Genomic DNA, 14,372 nt, shown 5'->3' on the forward strand with positions numbered 1-14,372 from the left:
CGGCGTTTGAGGAGCGGGGGTCTGGGGGCAGCGCCCCCGGTTTCGGGAAGGGGCGGGACCGGGGAATGCCCCGCAGGGCCCCACCTCAGCCGCGCCCCACATCCTGACCGAAGGTCGCGTTCCGCTCCGGCGCCCCCAGCCCCTTCGGCCCGAAGGAGGCGAGCCCCGTCGTGGTGAGCCCGCCCCGCGTGCCGGGGAACACCCACACGGCCCCGGAGTCCTGGTACGCCCCGTCCTCCCCGTGCGCGGCCACCGTCAGCTCGGCCGGCCCGTCGCCGTCGAGGTCGGCGAGGAGCACACGGTGCCCGAACCAGTCCCGTTTCTCCGAGGCCCCGGGCACCCCGGGCTTGGACTGGTCGAAGGCCTGCGCGCCGGTTCCGCTGAGGCCACCGCGCGCCCCCTTGAGGAGCACGAAGGACCCGGCGTCGGCGACCTTCGCGGAGCCGCTGCCGATGTCCTCGTTCGGTACGCCCACGGCGACGTCGGCGAGCCCGTCCCCGTTCACGTCACCCGCGCTGATGTCGGCGCCGAACTGGTCGCCGGTCTCGCCGACGCCGGGGACGCCCGCCGAGTCCTGGGTGATCTTCTTGGTGCGGGTGGCGGCGGGCCCGTCCTTGCTGCCGTAGTCGACGCGGACGGTGCCCTTGTCGTCCTCGTTGTCGTCGTTGCTGGAGCCGTTGTCGCGGGTGACGAAGTCGCCGTAGCCGTCGCCGTCGACGTCCGCGACGGCGCCGCCGAGGGAGGACTTCAGCTTCTTGGTGTCCTGGCTCAGCCCGTCCTTCGTGCCCTTCCAGAACCGGCTCGGGTACGCCGACTCCTCGAAGCCGTGGCTGGTGACGAGGTCGTCGATGCCGTCGCCGTTCGCGTCGCCCGGGATCAGGTCGATGGGCCCGAAGGTCTGGCCGGTGTAGACGGCTTCCTGTCGCGCGGGCTTGCCGCCGCGGGTGAAGGGCCCGTACGACACGGTCATCCCGGCCCGGTCGTCCTCGTTCTCCGGGAAGTCGTGGGAGACGAGGTCGCGGTGGCCGTCGCCGTTGAAGTCGCCGGTGCTGAACCCGGCCGAGGTGGCGGGCAGTTCGGCGGCGGACCCGGTGAGGCCGTCCTTCGACCCCCACAGCACGAGCAGCTTGTCCCCGTACCCGCTGCCGACGGCCAGATCGGTGAACCCGTCCCCGTCCAGGTCGCCGACGCTCACCTGCGACCCGAAGTTCCCGTCCTGCGTGATCTCGCCGGGCACCCCGGCCGTCCCCCGGTCGATGATCTTCGGGTGCGCGCGGTCGGGGCCGTTCTCGGACCCGTAGACGACGGTGACGTACCCGGCGTTGGTCTTGCCGCCGAGGGTGGCGTACGGGGCGGAGACGGCGAGGTCGCCGTAGCCGTCGTGGTTGAAGTCGGTGAGCGGGGTGAGGGGGGCACGGGGCGCGTCGGTCGCGCCAGTCGCGGCGGACGCGGTCCCGGCTGCGATGAGGGGCACGACGAGCGCGGTGGCCGCCGTCGCCGCGAGGGCCGCTGTCAGGGTGCGTCGCACTGGTCCTCCTGTGGCTGTGGTGCTTCTTGTGGGATCGGGGGTTGCCACTTGGGGAGACGTGTGAGGGGAAGGGACGGTTGTACGGGGGTGAAGCCGGGGTGTACGGAGGGGGGTTGGGGTGGGGCTCAGCGCAGGACGGCGGCCAGCAGGTCGGTGCCCAGGGTCGTCAGGTCGGGCAGATTGAGGGTGTAGCGGACGTAACGGCCGTGCCGCTCGGTGCTGAGCAGGCCCGCGCGGCGCAGCACGGCGAGGTGCCGGGAGACCTCCGGAGGCGAGAGCTCCCAGGCGTGGGCCAGTTCGCGGTTGGTGTGCGGGCCGCGGGCCAGGGTGCGCAGCAGCCGCAGCCGTACCGGATGGGAGAGCGCCTCAAGCCGCAGCGTGACCACGTCCAGCGGCACCGGCTCCGCCGGACCCGCCTCGGCCACCGGGTACTGCACCACCGGCTGCCACCCCGGCGCGTGCACCACCACCAGATGCGGGCGCCCGAAGACACTGGGGATGAAGGTCGCCCCGGAACCGTGCGCGGCGGTCGCCCTGTCGTGCAGCTTGTCCACGACGATGCGGTCCCCGTCCGGCGCCAGACTGACGGCGCCGGAGACCGACGCGAGCGCCGCCCCGAGGCCCTGGCGCCGCAGCAGGTCGTTCTTCAGGCGCAGATCGGTGGCGAGCCGCACGGCGACCTCCGCCCAGGCGGCGTCGAAGAAGGCGTCGGCGCACTGTTCGAGCGTGTGGCGGACCCGTGCGCGTACCGCCGCCGGATCCGTGAGCAGCCGCTCCGCGAAGGCCTCCTGGCGCGCGCCGCGGGCCTGCGCCAGGTCCAGGGCCCGTTCGCGCGCGGACGCGTCGGTGAGGGGCGAGGCCGCCGTGAGGTGGGCGCGGCCGCCGCACGTGGTGATGAGCGCGGCCGTCACGTACGACTCGTCGTCGATCCGGTCCACGTCGTCCAACTCCTCGGCGAGGGTGGGCCGCGGCCGGGCCGGGAGCAGGAAGTCGGCCTGCGAGGACCGCCAGAGGAACTCGGCCTCCCTGAGCCGCTCGGCCAGCTCCGGCGCGAGACCGGCCCACACGTCCCCGGCCCAGTCGGCGAGCTGCGGGTGGTGCCCGGGTTCGGCGAGCACGTGCAGCATCGCGGTCAGCTCGGCCAGCGGCGAGGCGGCGAACCGCACCCGCTCGGACGGCGGGCCGCTGATGTCGATGCGCAACGTCATCCCGTCATCATCCCTGCCCGGACGATCCCCATCAGCCCTGGCCGGACGACCTGCATCAGCCCTACTCGGACGATCTGCATCAGCCCTGCCCGGCGGGGCCGCATCATCCTTGGCCGGACGGCTCGCGGCGGCGTGGGTTGACGGTGTCCGTCAACCCACGGGCCGGACCCGGCGACCGCCCGCACCGTTGCCGCCATGGCAACCACCCCGACCACCCCCGAAGCCACCCCGGCCATCCCCGAAGCCACCCCGGCCATCCCCGAAGCCAGCCCGGCCACCCCCGAAGCCAGCCCGGCCACCCCGACCAGCCCGGCCACCCCGACCACCCCGGCCACCCCGACCACCCCAGCCACTCCAACCACCCCGACCCCCGCCAAGATCCGCCCCCGCGCCCTCGTCCGGGCCTCCGGCGGCCCCCGCTACGCCGTGGCCCTGGCCGTCGACGCCCTCGGCACCGGCCTGCTGCGGCCCTTCCTGCTCCTGTACGGCGTGACGGTGCTGAGCCTCTCCGCTCCCGCCACCGGCATCGCCATGACGGTCGGCATCGTCGTGGGCCTGGTGTGCGTGCCCGCGGTGGGCCGCTGGCTGGACCGGGGCGCCCGCAGCACGGTCGTGGCGGCGTCGATGCTGGTGCGGGCGGTGGGGGTGGTGCTGCTGCTCGCCACTCCGACGGGGCACGTCTGGCTCTTCGGGGCGGCGGCGCTCGTCCTCGGCGTCGGCAATCAGGCGTGGCCCGCGGCCCATGCGGCGTTGGTGGCGACGGTGGCCCACGGCCGGGAACGGGACGCGGCGCTCGCGGCGGGGCGGGCGTTGCGCAATGCGGGGATGGGGGTGGGGGCGCTCGTCGCGACGGTGTGTCTGGCGGGCGGGGCAGGGGCGTTGCAGGTGTTGGCGGGGGTGACGGGGGTCGCGTACGTCGTGGCGGCGGGGCTGGCGTGGTCGGTGCGGTTGGACGTGCGTCCGGCGGCGGCCGTGGCGGCTGCCCCGGCCGGGGGCGAGGTCGACGGGCGCGGGTGCGCGGGCGCCGGGTGCGAGGGCGAGGAACCCGTTCCCCGGATGCGTACGCTCCTTGCCGCCAACGTCGTCTACGTCTTCTGCCTCAACGTCCCCGAAATAGCGCTCCCCTTGGTCCTGGTGACCCAACTGCACGCGTCCCCAGTCTGGTCGGCGGTCATCTTCGTGGCGAACACGGTGCTCGTGGTCACCCTCCAAGTGCCGGTCACCGTCCTGATGGCCCGCCGCTTCCCCCGGCGGACGGTGCTGGCCGTCGCCGGTGTCGTACTCACCGCCTCGTACCTCGGCTTCATCGCGGCCACGGCACTGGGCGGCGGCTGGGGTGCCCCGGCCATCGCCGCGGTGTCCGTGGTCTGCACCCTCGGCGAGATCGTCTACGCCGGGAGCGCCACCGCGCTCGTCACGGCCCTCGCCCCGCCCCACGCCCTGGGCCGCACCCTCGCCCGGTTCGAACTCTCCACGGGCTTCGGCCTGGCGGTGTCCCCGGCGGCGATCACCGCGCTCGCTCCGTACGGCCCGACGGCACTGTGGGGCAGCCTGGCCGGGGCGACGCTGGTGTCCGCGGCCGCGGTCGCCACCGAGAAAGACCAGGCCACGCGATCCGCGCACGCTTCTCGGACGTGAAATTGACCCCACTCTTCGCCATTGGAATGACCTCCCTGGCAGGTCACTCATGACCATAGAGTCATGGTCATGAACAGCGAAACGAACACGAACACGACGACCGCCACGGCCCTCCAGGCGGTGCTGACCCGCAGCGCCGAGGCCGAGACCTGCGCCGACCCGAGCAGCGTGATGACCCTGCTCGGCGAGACGTCCGGCGCAGGAGCGGCGGGCTTCACGAGCTACCGGTCGACCTTCGCCACGGGCGCGGTGGGCGCGCCGTCGCACTTCCACACCAAGGCGACGGAACTCTTCTTCGTCATCAGCGGCTCGCTCCAGGTCCTCGTGGGCGAGGAGATCACCGTCCTGAACGCGGGCGACTTCCTGGCGGTGCCGCCGCACACCCCGCACGCCTTCGCCGCGGCCCCCGGCTGCGAGGCGGACGTCCTGTTCGTGTTCACGCCGGGCATGGACCGCTTCGACTACCTGCGCCTGCTCGGCCGGGTGCTGCGCGGCGAGGCCGACCCGAAGGAGATCGCGGAGTCGTCGGAGCGCTTCGACAACCACTACGTGGACAGCCCGGTGTGGCGGTCGGCGCTGGAGTCGGCGAAGGCGGAGGCCGCGAAGCGGGAGGCCGCGAATTCGGGGGCCACGAAGGCGGAGGCCGCGAAGTGATCGACTCCACGACCCACATCCGCGTGGCCCGCCCGTCCCGGGACCTCGCCGCCGCCGAACGCTTCTACGTCGACGGCCTCGGCCTCGACGTCCTGTGGCGGACCGCCGAGCGCGTCCCCGGCGAGCACGACCTCATCATGGTCGGCCCGCGCGGCGGCGCCTGGCACTTCGAGCTGACGCACGACCCCGAGGCCCCGCTGGACCCGACCCCGACCGTGGACGACCTGTTCGTGGTGTACCTCGGGGCCCCCGTGGACGAGGAGTTGGTGACCCGCCTGACCAGCAGGGGCGGAACCCGCGTGGCCGCGCACAACCCCTACTGGGACGAGTACGGGGTGACGGTCGAGGACCCGGACGGCTACCGCCTTGTCCTGTGCGAACGCACCTGGGGCTAGGTGGAGTCCGCCGGACCCGCTGAGCCACGACGGCCGGATACGGCCACTCCGCTTTGGCTTGCAAGGCGTTGATGACCTTGGCCGCGGCGTCTCGGTACGTTGAGCGCATCGCAACGTCACCGTCGTGGGGGTGACGTGTTCAGCCGAGGGAGCTGTGGCCATGGCCAAGATCAAGGGGCAGGTCAAGTGGTTCAACGAGAGCAAGGGCTTCGGGTTCATCACCCCGGCTGACGGAAGCAAGGACGTCTTCGTGCACTTCTCCGCGATCCAGGGCAACGGCTTCAAGACCCTCGCCGAGGGGCAGAACGTCGAGTTCGAGATCGAGGACGGCCAGAAGGGCCCGTCGGCCGTCAACGTCACCGCGATCTGACGTCACCGCGGTCTGAGGACGGATGGCCTCAACCCGGGGACTGGCTCAACGCACCGGGAAGCCGAACGAGTACCCCTGCTGCTTCAGCCAGGGCAGAAGCTGACGCAGGGCCTCGACGGTCTGGGCGCGGTCGCCGCCCGCGTCGTGGAACAGGATCGTCGGGCCGTTGGCCACCTCGCGCTGGACGGTGGTGACGATGGCGTTCGTACCGGGGAGTTCGAAGTCCTTGCTGTCCACGTTCCAGCCGAGCGGGCGCATGCCACGGGAGGCGGCGAGCTTGCGGCTGTCGGGGGTGAAGGCCCCGCCGGGCGCCCGGTAGTACATCGGCCGTACGCCCCCGGACGCCTTGGTGATCATGCGCTCGGCGTCGAGGATCTGCTTCGACCGGTAGGCCGCGGACTCCTTGTCCATGGCGGTGTTGTGGGACACCGAGTGGTCGCACAGCCGGTGCCCGGCGGCGACGACCTTCTTCACGAGGTCGGGGTGGGCCTGCGCCTGCGTGCCCACCATGCAGAACGTGGCCTTCACCTTGTACTGCCGCAGCAGGTCCAGCATGTGCGGGGTCCACTTGGGGTCGGGGCCGTCGTCGATGGTGATGTTCACGCCGCGCTTCCCGGCGTCCGAGGCGTGCACGATGGTGTCCTCGACGGGCTTGGCCTTGCCGCTCGGCGCGCTCGGCTTCGGCGTGGGCTCGTCCGTGGCACCGGCCTGCGCGGTCCACACGGAGGCACCGGTGGCGAGCATCATCACCCCGAGCGCCGCCCCGACGACCTTGCCGTACCAGCCCCGCCCGCCGCTGTGCCGTGCCATGTCCGCCCCTTTGCGAAGTCCCTCAGTGCGCCCCGGCCGCCTCGCGACCACCTGGCAGGATGAGGCACACGGGCCGGAGGATCCGTCTGTTACGGATCACGGACAATTCCGGGGAAGTACGCGGACAACTCACGACGAACGGCGGCTGGAACCGTGCGGGTTGGCGCGATCAGTGCGTCATCGCGAACCCGACGAAGTCCGACCAGGCGGAGTCGGCGACGGTGAGGTGGGCGGCTGCCGTGTTCTTGGAGTCGCGTATGTGGACGGTGGCGCAGGTCGGGGCTATGGCGACCTCGACGCATTCAGGCCCGTCGTTGCTGCTGTAGCTGCTCTTGCGCCACTGCAAGGCGACCTCGACGCAATCGGCGTCGTCGTTGCCGCTGTAGCTGCTCTTGATCCACTTCAGTGCCGGACCAGTCGCGGCAGCCTGGGTGTTGGGGGTCATGCCTCTCCCAGTAAGTTCTCGATGAAGGCCAGGGACTCCTGCGGCGTGAGGGCCTGCGCCCGGATCATTCCATAGCGCATCTCCATGATCTGGACTTCCCGGGAGTCGCTGATCACTCGGTTGGAAAGCTGGGCTTCTGAGTGCCCGATCGACGTTCTGTCCCGAAGCTTCAGCAGTTGGAGTGAGCCCGCCATGCCAGCATGGTCGTCACGATCCGTTGGCATGACCTGGATCTCCACATGCCTCAACCTGCCAACTTCCAACAGGTGTTCGAGTTGTTGCCGCAACACCATTCTGCCCCCGATGGGCCGTAGTAGTGTCACCTCTTCCTGGACGAAGGTGATCAGTGGCCGGGGGATGTGCTCGAAGACGGCCTTCCTCGCCATGCGGGCGCCGACCAGGCGGTCGATTTCCTCCTCCGTGTACGAGGGCCGCCGCATCTCGTACAGCGCCTGTGCGTACTCCGGGGTCTGGAGCAGGCCGTGGATGTGGTGGCTTGCGTAGGCCCCGAGCTCCACGGCCTGCGCCTCCAACTTGGCCAAGTCCCGAACGTTCTTCGGGTACCGGGCCTCCTCCACGTCCCGCTTCATCGCGGAGATCTTCCCGCCCGCCCCCAGCGCCTCATCGGCGTTGTCCAGGAACTCCGGCTTCGGGATGCGTCGCCCCCGCTCGACCGACGACACCATCTCGTCGCCGTACCCGATGGCCGCGCCCAACTCGGCCCGGCTCATCGCCGCTGCCTCGCGCCACGCCTTGATCTGGCGGCCCACGGCCTTGAGCACCGCTGCGGCTTCCTCGTCCTCCATGCGGCCCACCTTCCGCGTACGAGCCGGGCAACTCCGGACCGTACCCGGACAGTTGCACTGTGTATCGACTCACTTGGTGTTCAGGGTAGACAGGAGGGGGCACGGGCGGAGGGGGCGAGCTCAGATGCGGACCACGATCTTTCCCCGTGTGCGGCCGCGCTCGGAGTGTGCGTGCGCGGCCGCGATCTGGTCGAGCGGGTAGGTCCGCTCGACGCGAGGCGTGTAGCGGCCCTGGCGGCCGAGTTCGCCCGCTTCGGCGAGGAGTGCGGAGTCGTTCTCGGCGTTGGCCAGATGTACGCCCAGGCGCTGCGCGTTGGCGTAGTCGGCGATCGTCGACACGCGGGCGGGGTCGCCCACGATCGCGATGAGGTCGGCCAGGGACCCGGAGGCGGCGGTGTCGAGGGCGAGGTCGACACCGTCCGGAGCCAGGGTGGCGAGGCGTTCCGCGAGGCCGGTGCCGTAGGTGGTGGGGGCGGCTCCGAGGGAGGTGAGGAACGCGTGGTTGCGCACGCTGGCCGTACCGATCACGGTGGCGCCCTGGGCCGCCGCGATCTCGACCGCGGCACTGCCCACGCCTCCGGCGGCGCCCTCGATGAGAAGGGTGCGCCCCCGCAGGGGGCCGAGCGCCTTCAGCCCGCCGATCGCGGTCACGGATGCCAGACCGGCACCGGCGGCCTCCTCGTCGGTCCATGTGGTGGGCGCGTGGGCCCAGGCCGAGAGCACGGCCAGCTCCGCTGTCGCGCCGGTGACGCCGCCGAGCCCGAAGACGCGGTCGCCGACGCTGACGCCCCGCACGCCCGCGCCGGTCTCGTCGACCACGCCGACGGCGTCACGCCCGGGGATCGCGGGCAGGTCCACGGGGAGCACCTCCCGCACCGCACCAGAACGTACTTTCCAGTCCACGGGGTTGACGCCGGCCGCCGCGACGCGGACGCGGATCTCGCCGGGCCCGGGGTGCGGGTCCGGTGCCTGCTCGACCACGAGGGTCTCCACACCGCCGTACTCGTGATAGCGGACTGCGCGCATGACGTTCTGCCCTTCGACGCGGCCTGAACAGGCCGTACATGAGATCAGTGGGGTGAATGTTCGGCGAGCGCCGACGCGCCCTACGCTAAAAGCTGACGTTGACGTCAGGTGCAAGCCGGGCGGGCCGCCCGGACGGAGGAGGGCCAGTGCGCATAGGTGAGGTCGCCGAGAAGACGGGAGTGAGCGTCCGGGCGCTGCGCTACTACGAGGAGCAGGACCTGCTCCCGGCGCGCCGCAGCCCCGGCGGTCAGCGGCACTACCCCGACTCCGCCGTCCAGCGAGTCCGGCTGATCCAGCAGATGTATGCCGCGGGCCTCCCGAGCAGAGTGGTCCGCGACGTGCTGCCGTGCGTGGACTCGGGTGAGGCGCCCCCGAAACTCCTGGACCAGATGGAGGCCGAGCGGCTCCGCATCGACCAGCGGATCACCGACCTGCTCGCCGTACGCGACCGGCTCGACGACGTGATCGCCCTCACGCGGGACCCGGATGCCGACTGCTCTCACATGCAGTGAAGGTGCTGGGCCGGGTCCGGGCCGGTGAGGGATCGGGTGCGTGCGTACGGAGCACGCCGGATCGTGGGGATCCGCGACCCGGGCAGGCCCCGCCGGGTCGTGCGTATCCAGGCCCCGGGCAAGCCCCGCCGGGTCGTGGGCATCCAGGACCCGGGCAGGCCCGACGCCAAAGAAAAGGACCGGGGAAAGCACTCACCCCACCCCACCTGCCCCGCCGCTCACTCTCGCGGGTGAACATCGCCAACTCCGCTGGCATATACGGCAGTCGATGGTGCAGCGTCAGCGGCGACAACCCAAGACATGAAACGGCCCTCGCCGGGACTGGCATCCCAGTGCGAGGGCCTGTTCACCGAGGAAGAAGAGCCTTCCTGATGACTGCACAGCAGCCTAGCGCGCCCGCGCGCCATGAGTCCGGCCCTTCCGGGTGTTCCGGAGCCGGACTTCACCACGTCACCGAACGCCACCCGGACCGCTTCACCGTGGTCGGAAACCACCTCGCCCAGCACCACGAGCTGTCCCTCACGGCCATCGGCCTCGCGGTCCACATCCAGTCGCTGCCCGCCGGGTCCCGGATCGGGGTGAAGGCGCTGGCCCAGCGCTTCCCCGAGGGCGAGATGCGCATCGCCGCCGCGCTGCGGGAGTTGGAAACCCACGGCTACCTCGCCCGGACCAAGGAACGCCTCCCCTCCGGCCGCATCGTGACGCGCACGATTTCGTACAACATCCCGCAGGCGTACGCCCGGTCACAGGCGTACGTCCGGCCGCAGGCGCCCGCGCAGCCGGTACCGCCGCCGGACCGGGAACCGGCCCCCGCACCGCCCCCGGCACCGGCACCACCCCCGGCCCCGGCGGCGCCGAGCGACCCCACCGCCACCACCCTCCTCACCGGCCTCCGCACCCACGACCCCCGCCTCCTCCTCGCCGAACGCGACGTCCACCGCCTCGCCCCCGCCGTCACCACCTGGCTGGAGCGCGGCGTCCCACCCACCGTCGTACGGCACGCCCTCACCACCGACCTCCCACAGGACCCGCTCCGCCGCCCCGCCGCCCTCCTCGCCCACCGCCTGACGGAGCTGATGCCACCGCCCCTGCACGAGGGGCCAGAACCACGAAAGGCGACCGCGCGCCCCCTGCCGCTGCAGAACTGCGACGGGTGCGAGCGCGCCTTCCGAGGAGAGCGGCCGGGGCGGTGCCGTGACTGCCGCCCGGGCCGGGCGGCGGCGTAGGGCGGGGCGCGGAGGTGGTCTGACGGGCCCTCACGAGGGTGTACGATCAATACGTAACTTCGGTGCACAGCACGGGAGTCGCGCGTCTGTGGTCCAAGGAAAGACGCCCATCATCCGATGGGAAATGTAGGTGCAAGGCCTGCCGGGCGCTCCAGTAGAACGAAGGCCCCCTCGTCAGCGACGAGGGGGCCTTCGTCGCACCCATGGCGCGTGACCGGCGATGCCAGCGTCCTGTCGCCAGTGCCTGACGCGCCGGGAAAGCACCGCCATGCGCCTTACATCTGCTCGGGGCTGGTTCCACGCGTTGCGCGGATGCTCCACCGGCCGAGCCGGGCAGGCCTTCAGCAAATCCTCGAACTGGTCATCACACCAGCTCGGCACCCACGCGCCGGAACGGCACAGGAAGACCGCGTCGAAGGTGTCGTTCGGTGCCTCCCCGCCATCAATGACCATGCTGACGGGAATGACGGGCTGCTCAGTGGGCCTGGCCATCGACTCCCGCCAGGGCGGGAAGTGGACGAACAGTTTCGACCGGCTCCAGTAGTGCGCGAGCATCCAGTTCTCGGCGCTGATCTGCCCCTTGGCCTTCCACTCCTCGAACGTCGCGGTGTTGCTCTTGTAGCCGCAGTCGTGGTGCGCGTCATAGAGGTGGACGCTTTCCCAGCCGCCTTCGCCTCCGAGGTTGGAGGGGAAGATGTGGGCGGCCCAGGCGTTCGAGTCGGCGTAGTAGACCGGTGCCTCGGGTGCGATGTCGAAGCGGTCCCAGAAGCCCTCGTAGCCGTGACAGCGGGGAAGCTCGACGTCGGCCCGCTCGAAGTCCCGCAGCCGTTTCAACCACATGGCTTCGACGTGGGTGGCGTCTTCGGCGATCGGCCAGGCGAACAGCTCGGGATGGTCACCGAGCGGAGCGCCGGCGGCGGGGGTGGGGAAGAAGAAGTCCCAGTCAACGACAAGAAGATGCACTTGGGCAGCGCCTATCCAGGTGGCGATGTGGTCGGAGAAGGAGCGGCCCCCGACCGAAGCCGGGGGCCGGTTTCAATCAGTGGCCGGGGGAGCCGCTACCGCCCCCGCCGTCACCGTCCTCGATGTCGGTGCCATCGGATCCGTGACCGCCGTCATCGTCGCCACCACGAGGGGTAGCCTTGCGTCGCAGTGCTTCCTTGAGAGTCACAGGCTTGCGCCTCCTCAAGCTGCGAACAGGGGCGCCTCCCCTGCTCGTTGTGCACTCACTCGCCCGCTCCGACGGGCGTTGCTCCTCCCCGGCCAACCGGTCCAAGGAACGCCGGGGAGGGCATCCAGGGGGTTACTGGCGATGCTTTGAGGATCGAGCTATGGGGTCCCGGGGCTCAATGAACTTCTACGGACTTGCACAGATTCACTGGCAGGTGTCGATCGCCGTAGTGATCAGCTTTCTGGCGGCTGCTCCATAGGCGGCGATGCTGGCCAGTTCCGCGAACGCCTTGCCGTAGTCGGCGATCTCACGGGGTTGTGTCACCGTGAGACCGGCAGAGACCAGTTCGACCGACACCTGAGCCTCGTCGTACATCGCGAACGACTCCGTGGGCCATGCGTTGCCTCGCACCACGCCCATGGGGATCACACCGAGGCTCACGGCGGGCGTTGCCGTCATGCCGATCAGGTGCCCGAGCTGGGTGACCATCGTCTCCGCGTCACCGATGACGGTGCGGAGAACCCATTCTTCGATCAAGAACGCGAAACGCCGTCCCCCGGCGTGCAGTACGCGTTGTCGCTCCATTCGTGCCGCGACGGCCTCTTCAGCGTCGTCCACGGTGTCTCGGACGGACACGACCGTGTTCAGCACGGCTCGGGTGTAGTCCTCGGTCTGAAGGAGGCCGGGGACGACCCAGGACTGATAGAAGCGGAACCAGAGAGTGCGCTGGAAGAGTGGAAGCACTGACTCTTGGACGCGCTTGAGGCCACCGCTTTCCAGGCGGCGCCATTCGACGTACATGCCGTCGATGCCGCGTGCGGTGGCGATGAGGTCCGCGGCCTGGTCCTCCGCGTCGCAGATGCGGGTCCAGATCCGAATGTCTTCGTCGGAAGGAGGCGTCTTGCCGTTCTCCAGACGGGAACTCTTCGACTCGTGCCACCCTGCCGCCGCCGCCACGGCGCGAGCGGTCTTGCCGGAGTCCTTGCGGATCTCTCGGAGACGCTTCCCGAGCGCTTGCTTGGCGCTCCGGACGCTTGACGACGGCGACGGGGACACGGGGGTGTCAGTCCTGTTCGCGCATCAGACCGGCCTGTACTCCTCGTGCGGCGTGGCGCGCTCCCAGACCGCCTCGAAGGCCGTCGAGCAAAGCCGTACTACTTCTGGTGCTGTTGTGCGTTCCTCATCGCCTTCTGGCGACAGCTCACCTTCTCCGGTGAAGTGCAGGAAGACGACGAGGCTGTCATCGAACAACCAGAAGTCGTTGCCGGGGAGGGCGATGGCGGACGCCTTGCGACGCGGTAGCCAACGGACCTGCTCACCAGCACCCACGTTGCTGGGCGTGAGGTAGTGCTCAAAGCGCAGGTATTCGCTCATCGGCTCGGAGAAGATCCGAGCGCGACGCACCTCCACCCCACGACTGGTGATCTCCTTCATCAGCCCGAGCCAGGGCCGTGAGTCCGGGTCACGTTCGGCCGCGACGCTGTGAGGGTCCTGCTTCCAGGAGACGTAGCTCGGGTCCGACCGCATGTAGCCGTCCCGCATCTCCAGGTGCACGGCAGAGCGCTTCGCCTGCCGGAACAACCCCTCAAACGTCGGCTCCTCGGCCACCGTCCACCTCCGGGAAGAACTGCACCATGTACGTGGGGATCTCCACCACTGTCTCGTAGTCGGGAAGATCCATCTGGGAGAGCCGTTCCGCGTCCAGCACCTTCAGTCCTTGGACGAGGTACCTGTCCGCCACATCGTCGTAGTAGACAGTCGCCGACTTGCCCTCGGGGGAGTTCGGGTCCTTGCCCAGCATGCGCAATGCCATGGTGACCACCTTGCTCGTTGAAGACGATCTCTGTGTACGAGCTTGCACTTAAGTCACCCTGTCGCGCAGCGGACTTGCGTGAACTTGCACGGTCTTAAGGTCAGGGCGCGATTGATTCCGCCCGCGCCTGGGGGAGGCTCAAGTCATGTCCAACACACCTGCTTCGCAGAAGACTTGGGACGAGTTGCTCGAAGAGGGGATGGGGCCGACGCAGGAAGCGTTCTTGGATCTGGTCGGCAAGACCAAGGAGTCGAAGAACTACTGCCCCGAGGTGGTCTGGGGCAACTTGCAGACCCCCGACTACGTACGCGCCATGCTCCGTCTGGTTGTCAACTTCTTTGAGACGCCGGATGATGTGGAGGACGGCGTACGAGCCCGTACGGCTCGCGCCGAACTGATCGGCAAGGGGGGCCGGACGTATCACGTACTGCTCTGCCAAGAGGCGCTGCGCAAGAACATCGGCGGTGCTGACGTCATGCGCGGTCAGTTGAATCGGCTTCTGGAGTCCTTCGAGCTGCCCGGCCTCACTCTCGGCGTCATCCCTGACCGTAGCCTCCTCGCGGTCTTCCCAGGCCACTCCTTCGGGATCTTCGATGGCAAGCGGGTCGAGATCGAACTGTTCGGTGACTGCCCGACCCGAACGGACCAGCAGCAGATCGACCGCTACCAGAAGGCTTTCGGGCTGTTGGAGCAGTCGGCGGTGTACGGCGAGGACGCCAAGGCCATCGTCCGTGCTGAACTGGCAGCGCTCGACTGAGTACGAAACGGCC

Annotated in this window: 17 protein-coding genes; 7 read left to right on the forward strand and 10 right to left on the reverse strand. The window is 70.0% G+C overall.

Annotated features, from left to right (window positions below):
* Positions 1-85: 85 nt before the first annotated feature.
* Entirely contained in the window at positions 86-1,528 is a 1,443-nt protein-coding gene (locus IE274_RS15040) for an FG-GAP-like repeat-containing protein (RefSeq protein ID WP_190116218.1), read from the reverse strand.
* Between the two features lie 125 nt (positions 1,529-1,653).
* Complete coding sequence (locus IE274_RS15045) at positions 1,654-2,736, reverse strand: helix-turn-helix domain-containing protein (RefSeq protein WP_190116219.1); 1,083 nt, start codon at positions 2,734-2,736, stop codon at positions 1,654-1,656.
* A gap of 195 nt (positions 2,737-2,931) precedes the next feature.
* Between IE274_RS15045 and IE274_RS15050 the strand changes: the two genes are divergently transcribed.
* The 4 genes from IE274_RS15050 to cspE all read left to right on the forward strand — a co-directional run bounded on the left by IE274_RS15050 (position 2,932) and on the right by cspE (position 5,793).
* Positions 2,932-4,374: an MFS transporter gene (locus IE274_RS15050; protein WP_190116220.1), complete on the forward strand. Its 1,443-nt coding sequence runs from the start codon at positions 2,932-2,934 to the stop codon at positions 4,372-4,374.
* Positions 4,375-4,437: 63 nt separating this feature from the next.
* Complete coding sequence (locus IE274_RS15055) at positions 4,438-5,028, forward strand: cupin domain-containing protein (RefSeq protein ID WP_190116221.1); 591 nt, start codon at positions 4,438-4,440, stop codon at positions 5,026-5,028.
* Entirely contained in the window at positions 5,025-5,423 is a 399-nt protein-coding gene (locus tag IE274_RS15060; protein WP_190116222.1) for a VOC family protein, read from the forward strand. The genes IE274_RS15055 and IE274_RS15060 overlap by 4 nt, the downstream gene beginning before the upstream one ends.
* Positions 5,424-5,583: 160 nt before the next feature.
* Positions 5,584-5,793 carry a transcription antiterminator/RNA stability regulator CspE gene (gene cspE / locus IE274_RS15065; RefSeq protein WP_190116223.1) on the forward strand — a complete coding sequence of 70 codons (210 nt, stop codon included), beginning with the start codon at positions 5,584-5,586 and terminating at the stop codon, positions 5,791-5,793.
* Between the two features lie 45 nt (positions 5,794-5,838).
* On the opposite strand, the gene IE274_RS15070 is transcribed toward cspE, so the two are convergent.
* From IE274_RS15070 to IE274_RS15085, 4 genes are all read right to left on the reverse strand, one after another.
* Positions 5,839-6,603 carry a polysaccharide deacetylase family protein gene (locus IE274_RS15070; protein ID WP_190116224.1) on the reverse strand — a complete coding sequence of 255 codons (765 nt, stop codon included), beginning with the start codon at positions 6,601-6,603 and terminating at the stop codon, positions 5,839-5,841.
* Positions 6,604-6,772: 169 nt separating this feature from the next.
* Positions 6,773-7,048 carry a DUF397 domain-containing protein gene (locus IE274_RS15075; protein WP_190116225.1) on the reverse strand — a complete coding sequence of 92 codons (276 nt, stop codon included), beginning with the start codon at positions 7,046-7,048 and terminating at the stop codon, positions 6,773-6,775.
* Complete coding sequence (locus tag IE274_RS15080; RefSeq protein ID WP_190116226.1) at positions 7,045-7,854, reverse strand: helix-turn-helix domain-containing protein; 810 nt, start codon at positions 7,852-7,854, stop codon at positions 7,045-7,047. The genes IE274_RS15075 and IE274_RS15080 overlap by 4 nt, the downstream gene beginning before the upstream one ends.
* A 120-nt stretch (positions 7,855-7,974) precedes the next feature.
* The gene (locus IE274_RS15085) at positions 7,975-8,880 is read right to left on the reverse strand and encodes an NADP-dependent oxidoreductase (protein ID WP_190116227.1); all 906 of its coding nucleotides are present in this window, start codon (positions 8,878-8,880) and stop codon (positions 7,975-7,977) included.
* A gap of 146 nt (positions 8,881-9,026) precedes the next feature.
* Between IE274_RS15085 and IE274_RS15090 the strand changes: the two genes are divergently transcribed.
* Positions 9,027-9,392 carry a MerR family transcriptional regulator gene (locus IE274_RS15090; protein WP_190116228.1) on the forward strand — a complete coding sequence of 122 codons (366 nt, stop codon included), beginning with the start codon at positions 9,027-9,029 and terminating at the stop codon, positions 9,390-9,392.
* 371 nt (positions 9,393-9,763) lie between these two features.
* Positions 9,764-10,618 (forward strand): helix-turn-helix domain-containing protein, encoded by an 855-nt coding sequence (locus IE274_RS15095; protein WP_190116229.1) that lies wholly within the window; start codon positions 9,764-9,766, stop codon positions 10,616-10,618.
* A gap of 174 nt (positions 10,619-10,792) precedes the next feature.
* Here the strand turns inward: IE274_RS15095 and IE274_RS15100 are convergent, their stop codons facing one another.
* The 4 genes from IE274_RS15100 to IE274_RS15115 all read right to left on the reverse strand — a co-directional run bounded on the left by IE274_RS15100 (position 10,793) and on the right by IE274_RS15115 (position 13,602).
* The gene (locus tag IE274_RS15100) at positions 10,793-11,581 is read right to left on the reverse strand and encodes a hypothetical protein (RefSeq protein WP_190116230.1); all 789 of its coding nucleotides are present in this window, start codon (positions 11,579-11,581) and stop codon (positions 10,793-10,795) included.
* A gap of 412 nt (positions 11,582-11,993) precedes the next feature.
* Positions 11,994-12,845: a helix-turn-helix domain-containing protein gene (locus IE274_RS15105; RefSeq protein ID WP_190116231.1), complete on the reverse strand. Its 852-nt coding sequence runs from the start codon at positions 12,843-12,845 to the stop codon at positions 11,994-11,996.
* A gap of 24 nt (positions 12,846-12,869) precedes the next feature.
* A complete protein-coding gene (locus tag IE274_RS15110) occupies positions 12,870-13,397 on the reverse strand; it encodes a DUF6879 family protein (RefSeq protein ID WP_190116232.1) in 528 nt (175 codons plus the stop codon).
* Positions 13,375-13,602, reverse strand: a complete 228-nt coding sequence (locus IE274_RS15115; RefSeq protein WP_190116233.1) for a hypothetical protein — start codon at positions 13,600-13,602, stop codon at positions 13,375-13,377. Before IE274_RS15115 ends, IE274_RS15110 begins: the two co-directional genes overlap by 23 nt.
* A 145-nt stretch (positions 13,603-13,747) precedes the next feature.
* On the opposite strand from IE274_RS15115, the gene IE274_RS15120 reads away from it, so the two are divergent.
* Positions 13,748-14,359 (forward strand): DUF5753 domain-containing protein, encoded by a 612-nt coding sequence (locus IE274_RS15120; protein ID WP_190116234.1) that lies wholly within the window; start codon positions 13,748-13,750, stop codon positions 14,357-14,359.
* Positions 14,360-14,372 lie beyond the last annotated feature (13 nt).

The organism is Streptomyces flavofungini, assembly GCF_014650815.1.
Lineage (GTDB): Bacteria > Actinomycetota > Actinomycetes > Streptomycetales > Streptomycetaceae > Streptomyces > Streptomyces flavofungini.

Bases quoted from the DNA above. Each gene is read 5' to 3' on its own strand.
- IE274_RS15045 (WP_190116219.1), bottom strand. From the start codon at position 2,736: ATGACGTTGCGCATCGACATCAGCGGCCCGCCGTCCGAGCGGGTGCGG.
- IE274_RS15050 (WP_190116220.1), top strand. From the start codon at position 2,932: ATGGCAACCACCCCGACCACCCCCGAAGCCACCCCGGCCATCCCCGAA.
- IE274_RS15055 (WP_190116221.1), top strand. From the start codon at position 4,438: ATGGTCATGAACAGCGAAACGAACACGAACACGACGACCGCCACGGCC.
- cspE (WP_190116223.1), top strand. From the start codon at position 5,584: ATGGCCAAGATCAAGGGGCAGGTCAAGTGGTTCAACGAGAGCAAGGGC.
- IE274_RS15070 (WP_190116224.1), bottom strand. From the start codon at position 6,603: ATGGCACGGCACAGCGGCGGGCGGGGCTGGTACGGCAAGGTCGTCGGG.
- IE274_RS15075 (WP_190116225.1), bottom strand. From the start codon at position 7,048: ATGACCCCCAACACCCAGGCTGCCGCGACTGGTCCGGCACTGAAGTGG.
- IE274_RS15080 (WP_190116226.1), bottom strand. From the start codon at position 7,854: ATGGAGGACGAGGAAGCCGCAGCGGTGCTCAAGGCCGTGGGCCGCCAG.
- IE274_RS15085 (WP_190116227.1), bottom strand. From the start codon at position 8,880: ATGCGCGCAGTCCGCTATCACGAGTACGGCGGTGTGGAGACCCTCGTG.
- IE274_RS15095 (WP_190116229.1), top strand. From the start codon at position 9,764: ATGACTGCACAGCAGCCTAGCGCGCCCGCGCGCCATGAGTCCGGCCCT.
- IE274_RS15115 (WP_190116233.1), bottom strand. From the start codon at position 13,602: ATGGCATTGCGCATGCTGGGCAAGGACCCGAACTCCCCCGAGGGCAAG.
- IE274_RS15120 (WP_190116234.1), top strand. From the start codon at position 13,748: ATGTCCAACACACCTGCTTCGCAGAAGACTTGGGACGAGTTGCTCGAA.